The organism is Xanthomonas theicola (genome assembly GCF_014236795.1).
Classification (GTDB): domain Bacteria; phylum Pseudomonadota; class Gammaproteobacteria; order Xanthomonadales; family Xanthomonadaceae; genus Xanthomonas_A; species Xanthomonas_A theicola.
The window spans coordinates 678,493-699,106 of the sequence record NZ_CP049017.1 but is presented as its reverse complement, the minus strand read 5'-3'; the positions used below and the strand labels follow the sequence as shown (position 1 = coordinate 699,106).

The following is a 20,614-nucleotide window of genomic DNA, read 5'->3' as shown; positions in this document are numbered from 1 at the left end:
TTGCCACATCGCAAATTGCAATCTATTGTAGAAGGCCGTATTACTGCGCCATCCCACCGCCTGTCCGGCATGGGCGAAGTGCGGGTCCACAGCGTCGTGCGCCGCGTGCAGGCCCTACCCGCGTCACCCTTCGCTTCGGGAGTAAAGAGAGAGCGATGCCCCCCTTCCCATCCGCCTGCATACCCTGGCCTGGGCCGTCGCCGCGGCACTGGCCGCCCCGGCCGCCTTCGCCCAGGACGCGGCCGTGCCTGCCGCCCAGCCTGGTGCCGCGCAAGGCGACGTGGTCAGCCTGGATTCGGTGTTCGTGACCGGCACCGCCACCGCCAAGCGCAAGCTCGCGTCCAGCATGTCGGTCAGCACCGTCGGCGCCGAAGCGATCGCGCAATCGGCGCCGCGCTCGACCGCGGAGATCTTCCGCAACATCCCCGGCATCCGCTCCGAATCCAGCGGCGGCGAAGGCAACGCCAACATCGCGGTGCGCGGCCTGCCGGTGGCTTCCGGCGGCGCCAAGTTCCTGCAGTTGCAGGAAGACGGGCTGCCGGTCCTGGAATTCGGCGACATCGCCTTCGGCAATGCCGACATCTTCCTGCGCGCGGACTACAGCCTGGAGCGCATCGAGGCGATCCGCGGCGGCTCGGCCTCCACCTTCGCCAGCAACTCGCCCGGTGGCATCATCAAACCGGCGACAACGCCGGCGGCAGCGTCGGCCTCACCCGCGGCCTCGGCGGCTACGACAACACGCGCCTGGACTTCGACTACGGCGCGCCGTTCGCCGACCGCTGGCAGTTCAACGTCGGTGGCTTCTATCGCCGCGGCGACGGCGTGCGCGATGCCGGCTATACCAGCGACAGGGGCGGCCAGCTCAAGGCCAACCTGACCCGGCTGTTCGACAACGGCTACGTGCGCGTGTACGCCAAGTACCTCAACGACCGTGCCGCCGGCTATCTGCCGGCGCCCACCCGCGTTAGCGGCAGCGACGGCTCGCCGCGTTTCGGCAGCATCGATGGTTTCGATCCTGGCACCGACACCCTGTACAGCCCGTACTTCCGCAGCAGCGCCAGCCTCGACGGCGGCAGCCGGCGCTCGCGGGTGGAGCTGGGCGACGGCATGCATCCGCTCTCGCGCGCGTTCGGCGCCAAGGCCCAGTTCGATCTCGGTGGCGGCTGGACCATCAGCGACAAGTTCCGCATCGCCGACACCTCCGGCCGCTTCGTCTCGCCATTCCCAGCGCAGGTCGCCGATGCCGCCGCGCTGGCCGGTTCCATCGGCGGCAGCGGCGCCGGCCTGCGTTATGCCGACGGCCCCGCCGCGGGCCAGGCATACACCGGGCAGGCGCTGCGCACGCACCTGTTCAACGTGCATCTCAACGACCTGGGCAATGCGGTCAACGACCTGAGCCTGGCGCGAGAGTTCGGCAGCGGCGATGACGGCAACCTGACCCTCAAGGCCGGCTGGTACACCTCGCGGCAGACCATCGACGTGGACTGGACCTGGAACGCGTGCGTGCAATCGCTGGCGCACCGCTCGCGGCTGCTGGACGTGGTCGCCGCCGACGGCAGCCTGCGCTCGCAGGACGGCCTGTACGCCTACGGCGTGCCCTACTGGGGCCTGGACACCACCCGCCACTACGACGTGCGCTACGACATCAACGCGCCGTATCTGGCGCTGAGCTGGGAGCAGGGTCCACTGAGCGTGGACGGCAGCCTGCGCTACGACATGGGTCGCGCGCGCGGCAAGACCCCTGGGGGCGCACTGGTCAGCGACCTCGATGTCGATGGCGACGGCGCGATCCAGGCGCCGGAACGCAGCGTGGCGACCATCGACTACGCCAACCGCAAGCCGGTGCGCTACGACTGGAACTCCGTGTCCTATTCGTTCGGCGCCAGCTACCTGCTCGACGACGATCTGGCCGCATTCGCACGCTACAGCCGCGGCGCGCGCGCCAACGCCGACCGCCTGCTGTTCGGCGTGGTCCGCGACGACGGCTCGTGTCCTCCGACGAAGCCGTGAACTTCGTCAAGCAGCTCGAGGGCGGCCTGAAGTGGCGTCGCGGCGGCCTGAGCGTATTCGCCACCGCCTTCGCCGCGCGCACCGCCGAACAGAACTACGAGGCCACCAGCCAGCGCTTCTTCGACCGTACCTACAAGGCGCATGGCCTGGAACTGGAGGCGTCCTATCGCAGCGGCGGCTTCGGCCTCAGCGGCGGTGCGACCTGGACCGGCGCGACCATCGACAAGGACCGGATCGCGCCCGCCAACGCCGGCTACACCCCGCGCCGCCAGGCCCGCTTCATTTGGCAGCTGACCCCCAGCTACCGCGGCGAGCGCTATGAACTCGGGGTCAACGCGATCGGTATCAGCGCAGCCTACACCCAGGACAGCGACCAGCTGAAGATGCCCGGCTACACCCAGGTCAACTTGTTCGCCAACTATCGTCTCAGCGACGCGTTGACGGTCTCGCTCAACGTCAACAATCTGTTCGACGCGTTCGGCCTGACCGAGGCCGAGGAAGCATCGATCGCCGACGCATCCTCCGGCGTGATCCGAGCGCGCTCGATCGCCGGCCGCACCTCCAGCATCGGCTTGCGCTACGACTTCTGACCAGCGCCGCCGCCGCGGTGCTGCCGCGCTCGCAGCGGCATGGCATGTACTTGCTGGCGCCGCTGCAGCAGCTGTACGCCGACCACCCCGACTTCGCGCAATGGCTGGCGCAGCTCGCCGCCGTCGCCAACGTACGCCCTGCCGACTTGCGCCGGCTCGACGCCGCGCGCGCCCCGATTGGTTCGCCGCGCCGGCCATGCTCGGCTACAGCACCTATGTCGACCGCTTCGCCGGCACCCTGGCCGGCGTGGGCGAGCGCGTGCCGCATCTGCAGGAACTGGGCGTGCGCTATCTGCATCTGCTGCCGTTCCTGCGCGCGCCGGCGACAACGACGGCCGCTTCGCGGTCAGCGACTACGGCCAGGTCCAGCCACGGCTCGGCGACAACGCCCAGTTGGCTGCGTTGACCACGCGCCTGCGCGCTGCCGGCATCAGCCTGTGCGCCGACTTCATCCTCAATCACACCGTCGACGACCATCCCTGGGCACTGGCCGCCAAACGCGGCGATATGCGCTACCTGGATTACTACCACCACTTCGCCGAGCGCAGCGCACCCGACCGCTACGAGCGCACCCTGGGCGACGTGTTCCCGCACACCGCACCCGGCAATTTCATCTGGAACGACGACACCGGGGCCTGACTGTGGACCACGTTCTACCCGTATCAGTGGAACCTGGACTGGAGCAACCCGTCGGTCTCGGCGAGATGGCGCTGGCGCTGCTGCACCTGGCCAACCTCGGCGTGGAGGTGTTCCGCTTGGATTCCACCGCCTACCTGTGGAAGCGCACCGGCACCGCGTGCATGAACCAGCCCGAAGCGCACACCATCCTGCAGGCGCTGCGCGCGCTCACCGACATCTTCGCCCCCGCGGTGCTGCCGAAGGCCGAAGCGACCGTGCCGATGAGCGAGTCGCCGCCCTACTTCGGCAGCGGCCAGGCGCGCGGCCACGAATGCCACCTGGCCTACCACAGCACGCTGATGGCGACCGGCCGGCCGGGTGGCGCTGGCCGCGCAGCGCGGCGACATCGTGCAGTGAGGATCGCGCACAGCCCGGCGCTGCCGCCGGCCTGCGGCTGGCTGAGCTACGTGCGCCGCCGCGACGACATCGGCGGGTACGTGCTGCAGCGCGAAGCGGCGGCTGGCGGCAGCGGCGCGCCGCTTTCACTGGCCTACCCGGCGCAGTTCTACTTCCTCCAGCCAGAAAGCGGTCGTGCGCCCCGTGTCGCCGGGGCGGTCGTGCGAGGTCAGCACCATCAGGATCTTCATGCGGACATCCTTTTTGCGTGGGGAACGGCGGCCAAGCGCATGCAGGCCGGACGCGCAGTGTCGGCACGCGGACCTTCGCGATGGGTGAGCGCGGCGCGGCGGCGTTCATGCGCCGTCCAACTGGTCCATGCGGATGCGGTTGGCGAACAGGGAGAACGCCAGCATGCCGGCCAGGCCGCTGGCGCGCGCGACCCAGGTCGGCAGCCAGCGCGGCGGCGCCAGCACGCCGGCCTCGAACAGCGGCTCGAACGCGGCCACATCTTCCAGCGCCATCTTGCCGGCGAACAGCCAGCGGCACAGCGGCAGGCGATCGCGCTGCAAGGCCTGGCGGAAGAACGTGTGCACCGACACCAGCCCGCGCAGGTACACGGTGTCCTTGGTGAACGCGGCGCCGCCGGTGGTGGGCACGCCGCGGAACACGCGCTGCGCCGAAGAGAAACTCTCTGCCGGCGACTGTCCGGCCGCGTCGAAATAGCGGAACACCTCGATGAAATCAGCGCCGCCGCGCGCCAGCGCGATCGCCTCGATGCGCAGGCTGATGCGCTTCATGCGCGCGATGTCGATGCTGCCGGTGATCTGCTCGGCGAAGGTCGCCAGCCCTTCCTGGGTCGCGGTGACCCGCGGCGAGGACAGCGCCAGGCTCGGCAGTTGCGCCTGCGCGCGGCCGTTGAGCGCGGTCAGCGAATGCACCAGCGCCTCGTGGTGGAACAGTTGCGCGCGGTCGTAGTCGCTGAACGAGGCGCTGGAGCGCAGGCGGATGCGGTGCGCGCCGGCCGCGGCCTTGGCCAGCAGCTCCGGATCCAGTTCGACCGCGATCACCCGCGCGCCGAAGAATTCGTCCAGGTCCTGCTGCAGTTGCAGGCGCAGCGCCGTCGCCGACACCGGCACCTGCTCCTCGGCCGACAGCAGTTCGCGGTCCAGCTCCTGCGCGATATGGATGAAGTGGCGCGCGGCGTCGCGGGTGGTCGGGCCATGCCCCGGCATCGGGTCCTCGGGCACGCCGAACAGCTGTGCCGAATAGGTGCCGACCGCTGGTGTGCCCAGCGACTCCAGCAAGGCCGCGGCTAGGTTCCAGCTGTGTGCCGAGGCCTGCAGATAGGCGCCGAGCGGATGCGCTGGATCGGCCGCCTGGGCGATCGCGGCCAGTTCGCGGCGCGTGTCGGCGAAATCCAGCCGCGGGTACTGCACCTGCGGCAGCTGCGGCTGCCCGCGCACCACGCTGTCCAGGAATGGCGCCTGCACCGCCGCCGGCCAGCTCGCCAGCGCCAGCAGGCGGATGCCGCGCACCGCCTTGACCAGGCGCGCGTCCAGCGCGGCGTGGTGGCGGATGTCGGCCGGCAGCGCGGTCATCGCGAGCGTGGCGGCGTGCGCGGCGCGTCAGCGGTGCTGGTGGCGCGGCGGCGGGCGCTTGCCGGCCGGCTTGCCCGCGGCGGGCCTGCCGGATTTGCCGGCGGCCACGTGCTGCGCCTGGCGCTGCGCCAGCTTGCCGGCGGCGCCGGCGACCTCGTCGCGCAGCTTCAGGTAGTTGGCCAGCCGCGCCGCGTCGATCTCGCCACGCGCGATCGCCGCCTGCACCGCACAGCCCGGCTCGGCCTGATGCGCGCAATCGTTGAAGCGGCACTGCGCCGCCAGCGCCTCGATGTCGGCGAAGCCGCCTTCGGCCAGATCCTCCTCGCCGGTGGGCTTGAGTTCGCGCATCCCCGGCGTGTCGATCAGGCAGGCGCCGCACGGCAGCGGCAGCAGCGCCCGGTGCGTGGTGGTGTGGCGGCCGCGCGAGTCGTTCTCGCGCACCGCCGCGGTGCGCATCTTCTGCACCCCCAGCAAGGTATTGGTGAGGGTGGACTTGCCGGCGCCGGACGACCCGACCAGTACCGCCGTGCGCCCGGCTCCCAGCCACGGCCGCAGCGCCGCCACGCTGCCGGCGTCCTTGGCGTTGACGGTCAACAGCGGAATGGACTGCGTGGCCAATTCCTCCAGCACCGCCAGCGCATCGTCCGCGTACTCGGTCAGATCGGCCTTGGTCAGGATTACCACCGGCTCGGCGCCACCGCCGCCGACCAGCAGCAGGTAGCGCTCGATGCGCCGCGGATTGAAGTCCGCATCCAGGCCGCACACGATGAACACCGTATCGATGTTGGCCGCGATCACCTGCTGGTGGTAATGCTCGCCGGCCGCGCCGCGCTTGATCGCGGTGCGCCGCGGCAGCAGCGCCACGATGCGCATGCCCTCCAGCAGCACCCAGTCGCCGACGGCCGCGCGCTCGTGGCTGGGCGTATGGCCTTTCTTGAAGCCGGGCGGCCGCTGCCATTCCGGCAGCGACTCGACCTTGAAGCCGGCATCCACCGCATCGGCCACCACATAGCCGGTGCGATGCTGTTCCACCACCCGCGCCGGCCGGGCCTGCGGATGCGCGGCGCACAGCGCATCCCAGGCGGGTTCCTCGGGAGGGCCCGGCCAGGGCCAACCGATGGCCTGAAGTGCACGGAAGTCGATTGGGGCGGCGCTCATGCCGCGATTCTAGAGCGTGACAGGCGCATGCGGCGCTATCGGCCGGGTGACAGGTAACCCAGCGCCGAGTGCAGGCGTGTTGGACTGTAGAAGCCATGGATGTAGCTGGCGATGGCCGTATGGGCCGCCGCCTTGGCACCGTACACGCCGGTGGCCTGCTGGTTCTTGAGCGAGGCGAAGAAGCGCTCGGCCACCGCGCTGTGCCCGGAGAGCAGGCTGCGCGCTCCCAGCAATTGCCCCGGCGGCGCATGCCCGGCACGACGCCGTGGGCAGACAACGTCTTGCCGACGTCGCCGCTGGCGTGCTGGCTGCCGCGATCGGAGCGGAACAGCATGCCCGCGCCGACCGGCGCGGCCGAGGAGTTGCGTTGAGCATGTCCACGACACCGTCGCCCATTCATCGCCAATCTGATCGAGCAACGATCGCTCTCAGGCATGCGATTTACTTGCATATACCTAGGCGACTCTAAGTGCGTTATTGTAACCTGGTCTATTTTTTATATCATTGAGCTTTTTCCAAAGCAGGCATTCTGATGACCGCTACCGACGTCCTGTTTCGCCCGTTCCGTATTGGCGCCGTGGAGCTGGCGAACCGCATTGTCATGGCGCCCATGACCCGCAGCTTCGCAGTGGATGGGATCCCTGGCGCGGCGCATGCGGCTTACTATCGCCGTCGGGCGGAGGGCGGGGTGGGCCTTATCCTCTCCGAAGGCACAGTGATCGATCGGCCAGCGTCGCGGAACGATCCGGGCGTCCCGTTCTTCCACGGCGACGCAGCACTGGCGGGTTGGAAGGGCGTGATCGATGCGGTTCACGATGGCGGTGCCAAGATGGGCCCGCAGCTTTGGCACACGGGAGCGCTCAAGAGCTTCCTGACGGAGTGGGTGCCTGACGCGCCCGTCGAAAGCCCATCTGGATTGGAGGCGCCGGGCGTCGAGCGCGGTGTCGCCATGAGCGATGGCGACATTGCCGACACGATCGCCGCCTTTGCTCGCGCCGCCAGCGACGCAAAGCGTCTTGGCTTCGACACCATCGAACTGCACGGGGCGCACGGCTACCTGTTTGACCAGTTCTTCTGGGCCGCCACCAACCGTCGGACCGACCGTTACGGCGGCGCCACGATCGGCGAACGCTCGCGCTTTGCCGCAGAGGTCGTTGCGGCGGTCCGGGCGAGCGTCGGCCCCTATTTCCCGATCATCCTGCGTCTCAGCCAGTGGAAAGTGCAGGACTTCGCCACGCGGCTAGCGGAGACGCCCGATCTCATGGCCGACTGGCTGATTCCCCTGGTAGAGGCCGGCGTTGACGTGCTGCACTGCTCGCAGCGCCGATTCTGGGAGCCCGAGTTCCCGGACATCGATGGCGAGCAGGGCCTGAATTTCGCCGGCTGGGCCAAGAAGCTGACCGGCGCGGCTACGATCAGCGTCGGCTCCGTCGGCCTTACGGGAGACTTCATGAGCGCGTTCGGCGGCGAGGGCTCGTCGACGGCCAAACTCGACAAACTCGTGGAGCGGATGGAGCGCGACGAGTTCGACCTGATCGCCGTCGGCCGCGCCCTGATCGCCGATCCGGCATGGGTACAGAAGGTACGGACCGGCAATAGCAGCGCCTTGAAGAACTTCGACGCAGCCGCGCTCGCCGAACTGGTGTAGGAATTGAAAGCGCCGTTCACCACGTCGAACCAAGCGGACCCGAGACGCGGAACGATCAAACTTCGGCCTCAAAGATCGGAGACCTAGATGAAGGCGCAGTCCATGGTTAGGCTGCTCGGCGCTGGGCGTCGAGCGGTCATTCGTGACCTACAGTTCGCGCTGCTCCGACCAGACGCTGCGAGTGATGGCACTCATCTCTCGCCGAGGAGGCCGATGAGCCATCTATCCACCAGTTGATCCAATATCTTCTACAAGGACTGGGGGGCCTAAAGGGGCGCAGTCGATCGTCTTCCATCATGGCTGGCCGTTATCGGTCGACGACTGAGATGCGCAGATGCTGTTCTTCCTGCAGCATGGGTATGCCGCGTCGCATGCTCGTCGTGCACCGCAAGTTGCATCTGTCGATATACCCGGAGGCCGGTCCCCCACTCTTCTACAAGGACGCTGAGCGCTTCAACCGCGAGCTAGCAGCCTTCTCGACCTTCACCATCAGCAGAAAGGCATCTTCATGATCCTCAAGACCTACACCCGCATCTTCACGACGGACCTCGAGTCCACCGTGGCAACGCTCAAGGCAGTCCACGGCACGGAGCCGCATCTCAGGCTCAACTACGACCCCTTGACTCTTGTCGGGATTGGCGACGTGCTCGCGATTGGCGGAACGGACGAGGCGCTGGAGCCGATCCGCGGCAGCCTCGGTCCTTGGATCGTGGAGGACATTGACGACGCCAGGGGCAAGCTCCTCGCGAACGGCGCATCCGTGATGCGCGACATTAAAGACATCCCGACCGGACGAATGATGTACATGAAGCATGCGGACGGCAGCGTGGTCGAGTACGTCCAGTGGGCGCCCGAGCTGGTCGAGCAGCACATCTTCGCACCGCTGCGCGCAGGGACGCCGGCCTCGCAGATCTGATCGGGAGGAGAAACGCCATGCTGCGCTACCAGTTTCGTCAAGGCACCCACGCGCGGCGCGTGATCATTTACCTTTCGGAGAGCGTCGCCGACAGTCTGGTGAGGATCGAGGGCGCTCGACGAGCAGCGCGCCGACCTCTGAGCGGTCAGTCCCCACCAGGCGGTGAATTCGGTCGGTCATGCCGAGGACGCCGAGCGCGTGCAAGGGCCGCTCCATGTCGTTCGGCAGGCGGCGCAGATCAGACTTGCGCCATGCCGCCGTCGACTGGCAGCTCGGCCCCGGTGATGAAGCTGCTTTGGTCGCCGGCGAGGAACAGCGCGGCCGAGGCCACTTCGTCGGCACGACCCATACGGCCGAGCGGGATCAGCTTCGTCAGCGTCTCGCGCACCTCGTCGGACGCCGCCGCCATCATGGCGGTGTCGGTTGGTCCCGGTGCCACGACGTTGACGCGGATGTTGCGAGGCGCCAGCTCATTGGCCCAGGTCCGCGCGAACGAGCGCACGGCGGCCTTGGTTGCCCCGTAGACGCCATAGCCTTTGGTGCCGATCGCGTCGGCGATCGAGCCCACCAACACGATCGAGCCACCATCCGGCATGATCGCCGTCGCAGCCTTGGTGGCAAACAGCAGGGCGCGCACGTTGAGGTCGAAGGTCCGGTCAAAATGATCCTCGCTGATGTCGTCGAGGGTCGCGAACTTGGAGATGCCGGCGTTGATGGCTAGCACGTCCACTCGTCCGACCTCATTGCTCACCGCCTCGAAGAAGGCGGCGAGCGCCGTCAAATCGGAAGCATCGACGCGACGCGCGCACAGCCTGCCGCTCCCAAGCTCGGCCACCGTTTCTTCGGCGCGACGACTTGTGGCGTAAACGGTGGCGCCTTCCGCCGCGAACCGCTCTGCAATAGCGCCACCGATGCCGCCATGGCCACCGACCACGACGGCGATTTTTCCTGAAAGTTTGCTCATACGTCCTCCTATCACTGGTGAGCACGTATGGTATAATTTATATATCTGATTACAAGAAGGCACCGGATGGTGCTTAGATATCGAGGTGTATACCCATGGCTAAAGACGTGCTCGAACTGCCGCTTGACGTCGCCGCGACACGACCCATCCTCGAACATATCGCCAACAAGTGGACGGTGCTGATCCTGAGCGTCCTCTGCACGCGGCCAGCGCGGTTCAACGACCTCAAGCGCCGCCTCGATGGCATCACCCACAAGGCTTTGTCTGAGGCATTGAAGCGTCTGGAGCGCAACGGCCTTATCAGTCGCAGAGTCCTGCCGACGCAGCCGGTCGGCGTCGAGTACACCATTACCGATCTTGGCTGCTCGCTACGCGAACCCTTTGCTGCCCTTTACAACTGGTCGCTCGCCAACGGCGGCGCGCTGGAAAGAGCGCAATGTGCCTATGACACATCAAGACGGAACGGAGGGTTGAAGGAGGAGATCTAGGGAAGGTCTGAACAACACACCGCAGATGAGCGACACTATCCGCTCACGTAGAGGGATGGGCCATGCAACTGACGTTTGGTGATGCTGAGGGCCTGGGCAAGCGTAAGCGGAGGCGCCGTGAGATCTTCCTTGCCGAGATGGAGCAGGTCGTCCCATGGAAGCAATTGCTGGGGCTGATCGCACCGCACTATCCGGTGTCGGGGCGTCCAGGTCGGCCGCCGTACGCATTGGCGACGATGTTGCGGATTCATCTGTTGCAGCAGTGGTATGCGTTGAGCGATCCGGCGATGGAAGAAGCGTTGCACGAGATCCCGAGCTTGCGTCGTTTTGCCCAGCTCGGTGGCTTGGACAACGTTCCCGAGGAGACCACGATTCTTAACTTTCGCCGCCTGCTGGAAACCGATGGCCTCGCCGCGCGGATGTTGGCAGCGGTCAACGCGCATCTGGCGCGCAAGGGCCAGAGCCTGCGGTCGGGCACGATTGTCGATGCGACGCTGATCGCCGCACCCAGTTCGACCAAGAATGCCGACCATGCGCGTGACCCTGAGATGCATCAGACCAAGAAGGGCAATCAGTGGTATTTCGGGATGAAGGCGCACATCGGCGTGGATGCGTTTTCCGGGTTGGTGCACCAGGTCCGTTGCACGGCCGCCAATGTCGCCGATGTCACGGTGGCGCACGCCTTGCTGCATGGCAAAGAAGACAGCGTGTTCGGCGATAGCGGCGATAGCGGTGCGGACAAACGCGACGAACTGCAAAACTGCAAGGCAGCATTCTTCATTGCCGCCAGACCCTCGACGATCCAAGCCATCGGCAATCAACGCGAGCGTGCCCGGCAAACGCGTTGGGAACACTTCAAGGCCAGCGTACGCGCGAAGGTGGAGCATCCATTCCGGGTGATCAAACGCCAGTTCGGTTACACCAAGGTCCGCTATCGGGGCCTAGCCAAGAACACGGCGCAGGTGCTGACGTTGTTTGCGCTCTCCAATCGATGGATGGCGCGCCGGCAGTTGCTGCCGGCCAGGGGGGAATGCTGCCTGGCGCGGGATACGTCGCCAGAAAAGCGCAAAACCTCGTCCGACAAACCCGCTTTACGCGTTCCTGGCGTTCAAGATGCCGGAATGTATGTGGTCTGGAACGTTGTTCAGAGCTTCCCTAGATCGACGATGGCATCGGTCAGCCTCACGTCGATCATGACATCCGGAAAAGAGCAGCGAAACTCGGCGAGGCGCGGAGCCAGAACCAGCGTTCCGTATCCAACCGAGGCGGTCAGGCGTAGGCGTCCGGCAGGACGTGTGGCATGGGACTTTGCGTTTTGCTCGCTCTTGTATACCGCAGCAAGGATCGTCCTGCAGGAAGCTAGGTCCTGTTAAGGATGGTCTGAACAACTCCCTCTGATCCTGCGACAATCGTACAAAGCCCAACAGGACAACGACGATGCAATTGTCTTTCGGCGACGCGGAGTACAACGGCAAGCGCAAGCAGACGCGGCGCGAAAGGTTGCTGGCCGAGATGGATCAGGTGGTGCCGTGGAAAGACCTGCTGGCGCTGATCGCGCCGCACTATCCGAAGTCGGGCCATCCGGGCCGTCAGCCGTACCCGCTGGAGACAATGCTGCGCATCCACTTTCTGCAGCAGTGGTACGCACTGAGCGACCCGGGCGCGGAAGAAGCCTTGTACGACACGGCGTCGATGCGCCGTTTCGCCAGGATCGGCGGGTTGGATGAGGTGCCGGACGAGACCACGATCCTCAACTTCCGCCGGTTGCTGGAGACGCACGATCTGGCGCGCACGCTGTTCAACCGGGTCAACGCGCACCTATCGCGCAAGGGCCAGAGCCTGCGCGGCGGCACCATCGTGGACGCCACGATCATTGCCGCGCCCAGCTCGACCAAGAACAAGAACGGCGAGCGCGACCCGGAAATGCACCAGACCAAGAAGGGCAATCAGTACTACTTCGGGATGAAAGCGCACATCGGCGTGGACGATGAGTCCGGGCTGGTGCACCACTTGGAATGCACGGCGGCCAACGCCGCAGATATCACCCAGGCGCACAAGCTGCTGCACGGCAAGGAAGACACGGTATGCGGCGACAGCGGCTACACCGGGCTGGCCAAGCGCGAGGAGATGGCGAGCAAGCGCAAGCTGCGCTATCTGATCGCGGAGAAGCCCTCGAAGCTGAAGCAGATCAAGAGCAAGCGCGAATTGAAGTGGGCACAGCGCTGGGAGCACGCCAAGGCCAGCCTGAGGGCGAAGGTGGAGCATCCGTTCCGGGTGATCAAGCGCCAGTTTGGCTACGTCAAGGTGCGCTATCGCGGCCTGGCGAAGAACACGGCGCAAGTGCTGACGCTGTTTGCGCTGTCGAACCTGTGGCTGAAGCGAAAGCAGTTGCTGCCTGTCGTGGGGAGGGTGTGCCTGTAATCCGGGAAATACCCCGGAAATGCGCCGGAAACGGCGAAAAACCGAGGGTCTGAGCGCCGTGGGCGTGGTCGATATGGCTTGCCTCATCCTCCGACCGCGTTGATCAGACTATCCTTAACACTAATGGCCCGAGCGTTTAAACTATCGGGCATGGAGATCACGCCAGCACAATCTTCCCTAATCGAACACTGCCTGCCGGCACAGCGCGGCAATGTCAGCATGACCAACCTGCAAGTGGTCAACGCCATCCTTTACGTTGCCGAGCATGGCTGCAAATGGCGCGGCCTGCCCAAGCGCTTTGGCAACTGGCACACGGTGTACACACGCATGAACCGCTGGGCCAAGGCGGGTGTGCTGGACCGGATGTTGGCCCAATTGCAGAAGTCCCAGATCGTGCGCATCGAAATCGAAGCAATCTCGCTGGACTCCACCAGCATCAAGGTGCATCCCGATGGCACGGGCGCATTAAAAAAAACGGTCCGCAGGCCGTCGGCAAGTCCCGCGGTGGATGGAACACCAAGATTCATATGGTTGCCGCAGATGCTCGAACAGCCATCACCTTTGGATTGACGCCTGGTAACGTGCATGACGCACCTGCAGGCCGCACGTTGCTTGAACACCTGGGGCCGGTGGAGCGGCCGATTCATTTGTTGATGGACCGTGCCTACGAAGGCAACCAAACCCGCCAGTTGGCGCTCGATCTTGGCTTCGTGCCGGTGGTCCCGCCGAAATCCAATCGGGTCGAGCCTTGGGAATACAACCGGGAGATGTACAAGCGGCGCAACGAAGTGGAGAGACTGTTCCGTCGCCTGAAAGGCTACCGCCGGATTTTCTCGCGCTTCGAGAAGCTGGATGCCATGTTCCTTGGATTCCTCAGCTTCGTCCTGGTCGTTGATGGGCTTCGGATGTGTTAACAGGCCCTAGGAAAGACGCCCCAGCCTCCGAAAGGTGCTGGTGACGGGTTTGACGAACGATTAATGTGACTCCGAGCCGCTCCTCAAGCGCCTTAAGGTATCGCCCCGCCATCTGGGCGCTCATCCCGAGATCCGAAGCCGCAGCCGTCAACGAGCCGTTATCGGGGGTACGAACGAATACCTCCATTTCCAGTAGTTTATCGCTCATCTTTCAACGGGTATCGGATGGTTGAGGGTTGGAAGCCGCTCATCTGTGCCGTTTGACCTGGCCGTCTTGTCAGACGGCCGCAGTTCTGTGCAAAACCGTTCGAGCAGCCAACGGCCTGCGGGCCCGGGCAACTGTCCGGCCCGGTAGACCGCCTGGAACGGCATGATCCCGGCGGCGGGGCCTTCAAGTTCGATACATTCCAGTCGGCCTTCTTTCAAATCGTCGAGGACGAGCCAGCGGGGCATGTGTCCCCAGCCAAGGCCGGCAAGAAGGAAGGCGTGCTTGGCACCAAGATCGGCCAGCCGCCAGATGTTGCTGCCCTGCACACCGTAATCGGTGCCGTCCGTCAGGGACGAGCGATCGGTGAGCACGAGCTGGGTCTCGACCATCAGGTCCTTCAAGGGCACCGGCCCGGTTCTGCCTGAGAGGGGCGAGCCGGGCGCGACGACCGTCATCATCCGCTCGCTGAACAGCCGCTCGGCCGTCAATGTTGGCGGCGGATAAGGCAATGTGCCGGTAATTCCGAGGCTGCATCGTCCCTCGATGACCATCTGCGCCACCGCGCCCAGCGCTTCGACGTAGAGACGCAGCGGGGTGGACGGAAAGCGCTGCTTGAAGCTCGCCAGGGCATGCGTCAGGCAGGCTTGGGGGAACATCACGTCCACCACGATCGAGAGTTCAGGCTCCAGTCCGGAAACGAAGCTGCGCGCCTTAGCCTTTAGTCCATCCGCGCCGGTCACGATGCGGCGCGCGTCGGCGACGAGATGGGTGCCCTCGCTGGTCAGTTGCGGGTAACGGCCGACGCGCTGAAACAGCATGACGCCAAGTTGGCCTTCCAGATTGCCGATGGCCTGGCTGACGACCGATTGGGCGCGGCCGAGCGCTCGTCCGGCGGCCGAGAAGCTGCCGTGATCCACAGCGGCGATGAAAGTGCGCAGTTGATCGAGGGAAACGCCATCGAGCATGTATCGCTCCTTACGATGGATGCCATCTAATTATATAGGCTTCTTTGAAACAGAGGACGGTCGTATCTTATGTTCAAGGAGATCTTGAACATGACCCATATTCTCGTACTAGGAGCGACTGGTTTCGTCGGCGGCGCCATCGTCCGTCACCTTGTTCGATGTGGCCATCGCATTAGCGGGCTGGCGCGCAACGACGTCAAAGCGGTACAACTCGTCGATGCAGGTATTGATCCTGTCTATGGCGATATCGAAACGGACCTTTCTTCAGTTCTTGCGGCCGCCCGCGCAGCAGATGCCGTCATCTATGCAGCGCAGATCGCGCCGCTAGCCGAACAGCAAGCGATCGTTGATCTGCTGGAAGCGCTGACCGACACCGGAAAGAGTTTTCTCTTCCTATCGGGATCGGGCGTCCTGTGCCAACGCACCAACGGGGCCTGGAGCGCGGACAGCTTTGCCGAAGACGACGCATTCGTGCCCGAGCCCCTCGCCGCGGCGCGGATCCAAACCGAGCAGAGCGTGCGTGCCGCCGCGCGGCGAGGTGTGCGGGCGATGGTCGTGCGTCCGCCCCTTATCTGGGGGCCTGGCGATCATGGACATGTGTCGATGGTGTATCGGTCGGTTTCCGTCACTGGGGCCGCCTGCTATGTAGGTAACGGCCTGGCGACCTACGGAAATGTTCACGTCGACGACATCGCGGACCTTTTTGCCAGAGCGCTGCAATCGGGTGAGGCGGGCGCGCTTTACCACGCCGTCGCCGGAGAAATCCCCAACCGGTGGATCGCCGAAGCCGTCGCCCGCGATCTGGGCGTTCCCGCCCGCAGTATCAGCATGACCGAGGCAGCCGAGATCTGGGGTGAATTCGGCGCGCTGATCATGAGCGTGTCGAGCCGCGTGCGCGATGCAGCAAGCCGCGCGGCCCTCGACTGGTCTCCGCACCATATCGACATGCTGTCGGAAATCGGCGAGCCGCGACTGCGCGCGCTCGCTTCCTCCCAAACCAAGTAAGGAGCAACAGAATGAGCACGCATGAAGGAAAGGTAGCGATTGTCACCGGCGGTCGGCAGGGCATCGGTAGGGGCGTGGCGGACCTGCTCGCTCAACGGGGCGCCAAGGTGGCCATTGTGAATCGCACGGATGCGGCGGATGCGGCGAAAGCGATCGGTCATGGCGCGATCGCGATCGCCGCCGACGTCACCAGCGAAGCTGACTGGGCCAAAGTCGCAAGCACGGTGGACGCCGCCTTCGGCCACGTCGACATCCTCGTTCACGCCGCCGGCGCCTATCCGATGGCCTCGCTGGCCGAAATGACGCCTGAGACATGGCGCAGCGTGATGGCGCTGAACCTCGACTCCCACCTGCTCGGAGCGCGCGCGATCGTGCCGTTGATGAAGAAGGCCGGTGGCGGATCGATCGTGGCGATCGGCTCCGACGCTGTCGGTATGGTGACGCCGCCGGGCTTCGGCTTCTCGCACTACATCACCTCGAAGATGGGGGTGGTCGGTCTCGTCCGCGCGCTCGCGAGTGAACTTGCACCTGACAACATCATCGTCAACGCCGTCCATCCCGGTATTACCGATACCGAGGGCGCGAGCGGCATGCCGAACGAACAAAAAGCACAGGTTTACATGCAGCAGGCGATCAAGCGGCTCGGCACGCCCGCCGACATCGCCGGACCGGTTGCCTTCCTCACCAGCGACGATGCCCGCTTCGTCACCGGCCAGACGCTGGTCGTCGACGGCGGCTGGCTGCGGCTTTGACATGACCGGCACCCCAGTCCCTACAACGCTGGAGCACTCCGGCGCTGTTGCTCGACGAGATTGAAAATGGGTCTGCGTCGTCCGTGTAGAAGGACGGCGCTGCGCCACCCAATCCTGACGGATGAAGTGGGTTCTGCTTCCCGCCATCCCTCGAAAACGCAGCCCTGCGCTATGCGTATTTATTCTAGGGATAGTCTGATCAACGCGGTCGGAGGATGAGGCAAGCCATATCGACCACGCCCACGGCGCTCAGACCCTCGGTTTTTCGCCGTTTCCGGCGCATTTCCGGGGTATTTCCCGGATTACAGGCACACCCTCCCCACGACAGGCAGCAACTGCTTTCGCTTCAGCCACAGGTTCGACAGCGCAAACAGCGTCAGCACTTGCGCCGTGTTCTTCGCCAGGCCGCGATAGCGCACCTTGACGTAGCCAAACTGGCGCTTGATCACCCGGAACGGATGCTCCACCTTCGCCCTCAGGCTGGCCTTGGCGTGCTCCCAGCGCTGTGCCCACTTCAATTCGCGCTTGCTCTTGATCTGCTTCAGCTTCGAGGGCTTCTCCGCGATCAGATAGCGCAGCTTGCGCTTGCTCGCCATCTCCTCGCGCTTGGCCAGCCCGGTGTAGCCGCTGTCGCCGCATACCGTGTCTTCCTTGCCGTGCAGCAGCTTGTGCGCCTGGGTGATATCTGCGGCGTTGGCCGCCGTGCATTCCAAGTGGTGCACCAGCCCGGACTCATCGTCCACGCCGATGTGCGCTTTCATCCCGAAGTAGTACTGATTGCCCTTCTTGGTCTGGTGCATTTCCGGGTCGCGCTCGCCGTTCTTGTTCTTGGTCGAGCTGGGCGCGGCAATGATCGTGGCGTCCACGATGGTGCCGCCGCGCAGGCTCTGGCCCTTGCGCGATAGGTGCGCGTTGACCCGGTTGAACAGCGTGCGCGCCAGATCGTGCGTCTCCAGCAACCGGCGGAAGTTGAGGATCGTGGTCTCGTCCGGCACCTCATCCAACCCGCCGATCCTGGCGAAACGGCGCATCGACGCCGTGTCGTACAAGGCTTCTTCCGCGCCCGGGTCGCTCAGTGCGTACCACTGCTGCAGAAAGTGGATGCGCAGCATTGTCTCCAGCGGGTACGGCTGACGGCCCGGATGGCCCGACTTCGGATAGTGCGGCGCGATCAGCGCCAGCAGGTCTTTCCACGGCACCACCTGATCCATCTCGGCCAGCAACCTTTCGCGCCGCGTCTGCTTGCGCTTGCCGTTGTACTCCGCGTCGCCGAAAGACAATTGCATCGTCGTTGTCCTGTTGGGCTTTGTACGATTGTCGCAGGATCAGAGGGAGTTGTTCAGACCATCCCTAGAGAATGGTAGCTGACTGGTCTATGGTCGTCGCGGCACAAGTTTGCGGTTTCGCAGCAATCCAGTATGACCAAGCGCGATCCAGCTTTCTTTCCCAACGCTCTTATGTGGCACCTAGCTCACAACGCCTCAGCCTCGCGTAGCGGCCTCAAGAAGGTTAACGCCATGTCTCATCTAGACTTCCGGTCGTCCGTCCGATTTCGTTAGCAGACTGCTGAAATACTGGTCGACAGCCCTCGAAAGTCAATGACTTGGCATGCAAGTCACTGACCTTTCGTTTGGCGTGCGTCATTTTGGGCGGGAAAAGTATCAAAATTCACACCGGAAATAAGTATTTCAGCAGCCTGCTAGAGGCTTGACGCCATTCATTTTTATGTCTTTTTTTATGTCTTTCGTCCGTCGAGCGCGGCCGCGCCGCGCGCCTGGCCGTTGCGGCCATGCACGGACCCGGTACCGCCCTTGCGCTCCGCAACGCAGTGCGCCGCAGCGCCAAGCCTTGCCGCGCAGACATGGCGCTACTGCGCTGCGCGCGGCCATGGATGCAACGCCGCCGCCAGCGCGGCCGGATCCGGATGCGGCCGGTACGGCAGCCGCCCCCAGCACGGCATCGGCAGCCGCGCCTGCAACATCGCCATGTTGGCATCGATGCACTGCATCGCCGGATCGATCTCGTTGCCGATCCAGCCGATGCAGCACAGGCCATCGGCAGCGATCGCCGCGGCGGTGAGCCGGGCGTGGTTGAGGCAGCCCAGGCGCAGCCCGACGACCAACAGCACCGGCAGCGCCAGCGCCCGCGCCAGGTCGGCCTGGTCCAGCGTCGCCGACAGCGGCGCCGCCCAGCCGCCCACGCCTTCCACCACCACCGTGTCGGCCTGGCCGCGCAGGCGCGCGAAGGCGGCGGCGATCGGCGCCAGCTCCACGCGCGCGCCGGCCGCCGCGGCGGCCAGTTCCGGCGCCAGCGGCAGCGGCAAGGCATAGGGATTGAGGTCGGCGTAGTCCGGCCGCGGCGCGCTGGCCGCCTGCAGCGCCAGCGCGTCCTCGTTGCGCCAGCCGTCCGCACCGGCCACGCAGCCGCTGGCCACCGGCTTCATGCCCACCGCCGTCTGGCCGCGCGCGCGCAGCGCATGCAGTAGCGCGGTACTGGCGACGGTCTTGCCGATGCCGGTATCGGTTCCGGCGACGTAGAAGGCGGGAACGGTCATCGTGGTGGGATCCTCGGGGCCGCCAGGTGCGGCGCAGCGGCACAGGATAGCCGCCACGCCACGCTGCGTCGGCGCCCGCAGCCGGGGCGTGCGATTCGGATCGGCCTGCCGGACTGCCGGGGCCCGTCACAGGCGCCGACCGGCCCGGCGCACAGGCCGCCGGCGGCCGCTGCTAGACTCGCGCGATGTTCGCGTCCTCTTCGCTCACCGGCAGCAAGCCGGAGCAGTACGCCCAACTGCTCGCCCAGGCCCGCGCCCTGGTCGGCGGCGAGCCCGACCGCATCGCCAATGCCGCCAACCTGGCGGCATTGGTGTACCACGCGCTGCCGCGGCTGAACTGGGTCGGCTTCTATCTATACGACGGCAAGGAACTGGTGGTGGGGCCATTCCAGGGCCTGCCCGCCTGCGTGCGCATTCCGCTGCACAAGGGCGTGTGCGGCGCCGCCGCCAGTAGCGGCCAGACCCAGCGCATCGCCGATGTCGAGGCCTTTCCCGGGCATATCGCCTGCGATGCGGCGTCGCGCTCGGAACTGGTGGTGCCGCTGCTGCGCGATGGCACGTTGGTCGGCGTGTTCGACCTGGACAGTCCGGACCTGGCGCGCTTCGACGAGGATGACCAGCACGGCCTGGAGGCGATCGCCCGGGTCTACGTCGAGGCACTGCGGATGAGCCCGCGATGAGCACCGACAAGCTGCGCAACATCGGCCCCAAGAGCGCGGCCTGGCTGCGCCAGGTCGGCCTGCGCACGCAGCAGGACCTGGCCGCGGCCGGCGCGGTGGGCGCGTTCCTGAAGGTCAGGCGCGCCGGCTTCAAGCCCAGCCTCAATCTGCTGTACTCGCTGGAAGGCGCGCTGACCGGCTGCCACTGGCAGGAACTGCCCGAGGCGCGGCGCATGCAACTGCTCGGCGAACTGGAGACGGCCGCGGCGCAGTTGCCCGCACAGCGCGGCCTGCCGGTGGCCGGACCGGTGGCCACCACCCACTTCGACCGCGACGGCGACCGCAGCGACATGCCCTATGCGGACGACGCGTCCGGCGGCGATGCGTTCGACGCCGAACACGGGGACGAACGCGACGCCGATCGCCACGCCGGCGAGCGCGACGCCGACTGATCCGCGCGCGACCGCGGCGATCGCGTACAATCTCGCCGCTTCAAGGTGACCTGCCGGCCCCGGCCTGCAAGGTTGAAACGGGAAGCCGGTGCGTCTTGCGACAAGGCCGGCGCTGCCCCCGCAACGGTAAGCGATCCGCGCTGACGACTTGCGCCACTGTGCCTGGCATGGGAAGGCGTCGCAGCCGGGAGTTGACTCCCAGATCGCCAGCCCGGAGACCGGCCTTGCAGTCCACTGGTTGCGATGCGGAGGGCGTCGCGGCGTGCCGCGCCGCGTCTGGCGCCGTCCGCTCGCA

The 20,614-nt window shown here is 65.7% G+C and carries 17 protein-coding genes, 3 pseudogenes and 1 riboswitch; of the genes and pseudogenes, 12 read left to right on the top strand and 8 right to left on the bottom strand.

Going from position 1 to position 20,614, the window contains the following annotated elements:
- Positions 1 to 169 precede the first annotated feature (169 nt).
- Positions 170 to 2,600 (top strand): annotated as a pseudogene (locus G4Q83_RS03080) (TonB-dependent receptor domain-containing protein).
- 44 nt (positions 2,601 to 2,644) lie between these two features.
- Positions 2,645 to 3,856 (top strand): annotated as a pseudogene (locus G4Q83_RS24415) (alpha-amylase family glycosyl hydrolase); the annotation flags it as partial.
- Positions 3,857 to 3,970: 114 nt separating this feature from the next.
- Here the strand turns inward: G4Q83_RS24415 and G4Q83_RS03065 are convergent.
- Genes G4Q83_RS03065 through G4Q83_RS03055 form a run of 3 tightly spaced genes read right to left on the bottom strand, consistent with a single transcriptional unit; the run spans position 3,971 to position 6,606 of the window.
- Positions 3,971 to 5,215, bottom strand: a complete 1,245-nt coding sequence (locus tag G4Q83_RS03065) for a flavohemoglobin expression-modulating QEGLA motif protein (RefSeq protein WP_128420772.1) — start codon at positions 5,213 to 5,215, stop codon at positions 3,971 to 3,973.
- Positions 5,216 to 5,242: 27 nt separating this feature from the next.
- Positions 5,243 to 6,373, bottom strand: a complete 1,131-nt coding sequence (rsgA, locus tag G4Q83_RS03060; protein WP_128420771.1) for a ribosome small subunit-dependent GTPase A — start codon at positions 6,371 to 6,373, stop codon at positions 5,243 to 5,245.
- Between the two features lie 35 nt (positions 6,374 to 6,408).
- Positions 6,409 to 6,606 (bottom strand): hypothetical protein, encoded by a 198-nt coding sequence (locus G4Q83_RS03055; protein WP_128420770.1) that lies wholly within the window; start codon positions 6,604 to 6,606, stop codon positions 6,409 to 6,411.
- Between the two features lie 299 nt (positions 6,607 to 6,905).
- Between G4Q83_RS03055 and G4Q83_RS03050 the strand changes: the two genes are divergently transcribed.
- Together G4Q83_RS03050 and G4Q83_RS03045 are read left to right on the top strand one after the other, a co-directional pair.
- Positions 6,906 to 8,021 (top strand): NADH:flavin oxidoreductase, encoded by a 1,116-nt coding sequence (locus tag G4Q83_RS03050; RefSeq protein ID WP_128420769.1) that lies wholly within the window; start codon positions 6,906 to 6,908, stop codon positions 8,019 to 8,021.
- A gap of 508 nt (positions 8,022 to 8,529) precedes the next feature.
- The gene (locus tag G4Q83_RS03045; protein WP_128420768.1) at positions 8,530 to 8,937 is read left to right on the top strand and encodes a VOC family protein; all 408 of its coding nucleotides are present in this window, start codon (positions 8,530 to 8,532) and stop codon (positions 8,935 to 8,937) included.
- 238 nt (positions 8,938 to 9,175) lie between these two features.
- On the opposite strand, the gene G4Q83_RS03040 is transcribed toward G4Q83_RS03045, so the two are convergent.
- Entirely contained in the window at positions 9,176 to 9,901 is a 726-nt protein-coding gene (locus G4Q83_RS03040; RefSeq protein WP_128420767.1) for an SDR family NAD(P)-dependent oxidoreductase, read from the bottom strand.
- A gap of 95 nt (positions 9,902 to 9,996) precedes the next feature.
- On the opposite strand from G4Q83_RS03040, the gene G4Q83_RS03035 reads away from it, so the two are divergent.
- The 4 genes and pseudogenes from G4Q83_RS03035 (at position 9,997) to G4Q83_RS03015 (ending at position 13,724) form a co-directional block, all read left to right on the top strand.
- Positions 9,997 to 10,389, top strand: coding sequence for a winged helix-turn-helix transcriptional regulator (locus G4Q83_RS03035; RefSeq protein ID WP_128420766.1), 393 nt, complete (start codon positions 9,997 to 9,999; stop codon positions 10,387 to 10,389).
- Positions 10,390 to 10,451: 62 nt separating this feature from the next.
- A pseudogene (locus tag G4Q83_RS03030) lies at positions 10,452 to 11,417 on the top strand (IS5 family transposase); the annotation flags it as partial.
- Positions 11,418 to 11,826: 409 nt separating this feature from the next.
- Positions 11,827 to 12,810: an IS5 family transposase gene (locus G4Q83_RS03020; RefSeq protein WP_185817191.1), complete on the top strand. Its 984-nt coding sequence runs from the start codon at positions 11,827 to 11,829 to the stop codon at positions 12,808 to 12,810.
- Between the two features lie 150 nt (positions 12,811 to 12,960).
- A protein-coding gene (locus tag G4Q83_RS03015; RefSeq protein ID WP_246432255.1) for an IS5 family transposase occupies positions 12,961 to 13,724 on the top strand; the annotation gives its coding sequence in 2 pieces (ribosomal slippage) (positions 12,961 to 13,276 and positions 13,276 to 13,724; 765 coding nt in all).
- Here the strand turns inward: G4Q83_RS03015 and G4Q83_RS24410 are convergent.
- Both G4Q83_RS24410 and G4Q83_RS03005 read right to left on the bottom strand, forming a co-directional pair.
- On the bottom strand, positions 13,684 to 13,911 hold the full coding sequence (locus G4Q83_RS24410; protein WP_425509767.1) for a helix-turn-helix domain-containing protein: 228 nt from the start codon (positions 13,909 to 13,911) through the stop codon (positions 13,684 to 13,686). The two genes, G4Q83_RS03015 and G4Q83_RS24410, sit on opposite strands and share 41 nt — an antisense overlap.
- Positions 13,912 to 13,928: 17 nt before the next feature.
- Positions 13,929 to 14,897, bottom strand: coding sequence for a LysR family transcriptional regulator (locus G4Q83_RS03005; protein WP_128421910.1), 969 nt, complete (start codon positions 14,895 to 14,897; stop codon positions 13,929 to 13,931).
- A 69-nt stretch (positions 14,898 to 14,966) separates the two neighbouring features.
- On the opposite strand from G4Q83_RS03005, the gene G4Q83_RS03000 reads away from it, so the two are divergent.
- Together G4Q83_RS03000 and G4Q83_RS02995 are read left to right on the top strand one after the other, a co-directional pair.
- A complete protein-coding gene (locus G4Q83_RS03000; RefSeq protein ID WP_211288356.1) occupies positions 14,967 to 15,902 on the top strand; it encodes an NAD-dependent epimerase/dehydratase family protein in 936 nt (311 codons plus the stop codon).
- 11 nt (positions 15,903 to 15,913) lie between these two features.
- Complete coding sequence (locus tag G4Q83_RS02995) at positions 15,914 to 16,654, top strand: SDR family NAD(P)-dependent oxidoreductase (RefSeq protein WP_128421909.1); 741 nt, start codon at positions 15,914 to 15,916, stop codon at positions 16,652 to 16,654.
- Between the two features lie 302 nt (positions 16,655 to 16,956).
- Here G4Q83_RS02995 and G4Q83_RS02990 read toward each other — a convergent pair whose 3' ends face one another.
- Both G4Q83_RS02990 and bioD read right to left on the bottom strand, forming a co-directional pair.
- Complete coding sequence (locus G4Q83_RS02990; protein ID WP_185817191.1) at positions 16,957 to 17,940, bottom strand: IS5 family transposase; 984 nt, start codon at positions 17,938 to 17,940, stop codon at positions 16,957 to 16,959.
- Between the two features lie 581 nt (positions 17,941 to 18,521).
- Positions 18,522 to 19,208, bottom strand: coding sequence for a dethiobiotin synthase (bioD, locus tag G4Q83_RS02985; protein ID WP_128421463.1), 687 nt, complete (start codon positions 19,206 to 19,208; stop codon positions 18,522 to 18,524).
- A gap of 185 nt (positions 19,209 to 19,393) precedes the next feature.
- On the opposite strand from bioD, the gene G4Q83_RS02980 reads away from it, so the two are divergent.
- Both G4Q83_RS02980 and G4Q83_RS02975 read left to right on the top strand, forming a co-directional pair.
- A complete protein-coding gene (locus tag G4Q83_RS02980) occupies positions 19,394 to 19,888 on the top strand; it encodes a GAF domain-containing protein (RefSeq protein ID WP_128421462.1) in 495 nt (164 codons plus the stop codon).
- Complete coding sequence (locus G4Q83_RS02975) at positions 19,885 to 20,319, top strand: TfoX/Sxy family protein (protein WP_128421461.1); 435 nt, start codon at positions 19,885 to 19,887, stop codon at positions 20,317 to 20,319. Before G4Q83_RS02980 ends, G4Q83_RS02975 begins: the two co-directional genes overlap by 4 nt.
- A 26-nt stretch (positions 20,320 to 20,345) precedes the next feature.
- Positions 20,346 to 20,560: riboswitch (cobalamin riboswitch) on the top strand.
- The last annotated feature ends 54 nt before the right edge of the window (positions 20,561 to 20,614 follow it).

What these genes read in the sequence shown, in the direction of transcription:
- G4Q83_RS03065 (WP_128420772.1), bottom strand. Translation starts at nt 5,215, where the DNA reads ATGACCGCGCTGCCGGCCGACATCCGCCACCACGCCGCGCTGGACGCG.
- rsgA (WP_128420771.1), bottom strand. Translation starts at nt 6,373, where the DNA reads ATGAGCGCCGCCCCAATCGACTTCCGTGCACTTCAGGCCATCGGTTGG.
- G4Q83_RS03050 (WP_128420769.1), top strand. Translation starts at nt 6,906, where the DNA reads ATGACCGCTACCGACGTCCTGTTTCGCCCGTTCCGTATTGGCGCCGTG.
- G4Q83_RS03045 (WP_128420768.1), top strand. Translation starts at nt 8,530, where the DNA reads ATGATCCTCAAGACCTACACCCGCATCTTCACGACGGACCTCGAGTCC.
- G4Q83_RS03040 (WP_128420767.1), bottom strand. Translation starts at nt 9,901, where the DNA reads ATGAGCAAACTTTCAGGAAAAATCGCCGTCGTGGTCGGTGGCCATGGC.
- G4Q83_RS03035 (WP_128420766.1), top strand. Translation starts at nt 9,997, where the DNA reads ATGGCTAAAGACGTGCTCGAACTGCCGCTTGACGTCGCCGCGACACGA.
- G4Q83_RS03020 (WP_185817191.1), top strand. Translation starts at nt 11,827, where the DNA reads ATGCAATTGTCTTTCGGCGACGCGGAGTACAACGGCAAGCGCAAGCAG.
- G4Q83_RS24410 (WP_425509767.1), bottom strand. Translation starts at nt 13,911, where the DNA reads ATGGAGGTATTCGTTCGTACCCCCGATAACGGCTCGTTGACGGCTGCG.
- G4Q83_RS03005 (WP_128421910.1), bottom strand. Translation starts at nt 14,897, where the DNA reads ATGCTCGATGGCGTTTCCCTCGATCAACTGCGCACTTTCATCGCCGCT.
- G4Q83_RS03000 (WP_211288356.1), top strand. Translation starts at nt 14,967, where the DNA reads ATGTTCAAGGAGATCTTGAACATGACCCATATTCTCGTACTAGGAGCG.
- G4Q83_RS02995 (WP_128421909.1), top strand. Translation starts at nt 15,914, where the DNA reads ATGAGCACGCATGAAGGAAAGGTAGCGATTGTCACCGGCGGTCGGCAG.
- G4Q83_RS02990 (WP_185817191.1), bottom strand. Translation starts at nt 17,940, where the DNA reads ATGCAATTGTCTTTCGGCGACGCGGAGTACAACGGCAAGCGCAAGCAG.
- bioD (WP_128421463.1), bottom strand. Translation starts at nt 19,208, where the DNA reads ATGACCGTTCCCGCCTTCTACGTCGCCGGAACCGATACCGGCATCGGC.
- G4Q83_RS02980 (WP_128421462.1), top strand. Translation starts at nt 19,394, where the DNA reads ATGTTCGCGTCCTCTTCGCTCACCGGCAGCAAGCCGGAGCAGTACGCC.
- G4Q83_RS02975 (WP_128421461.1), top strand. Translation starts at nt 19,885, where the DNA reads ATGAGCACCGACAAGCTGCGCAACATCGGCCCCAAGAGCGCGGCCTGG.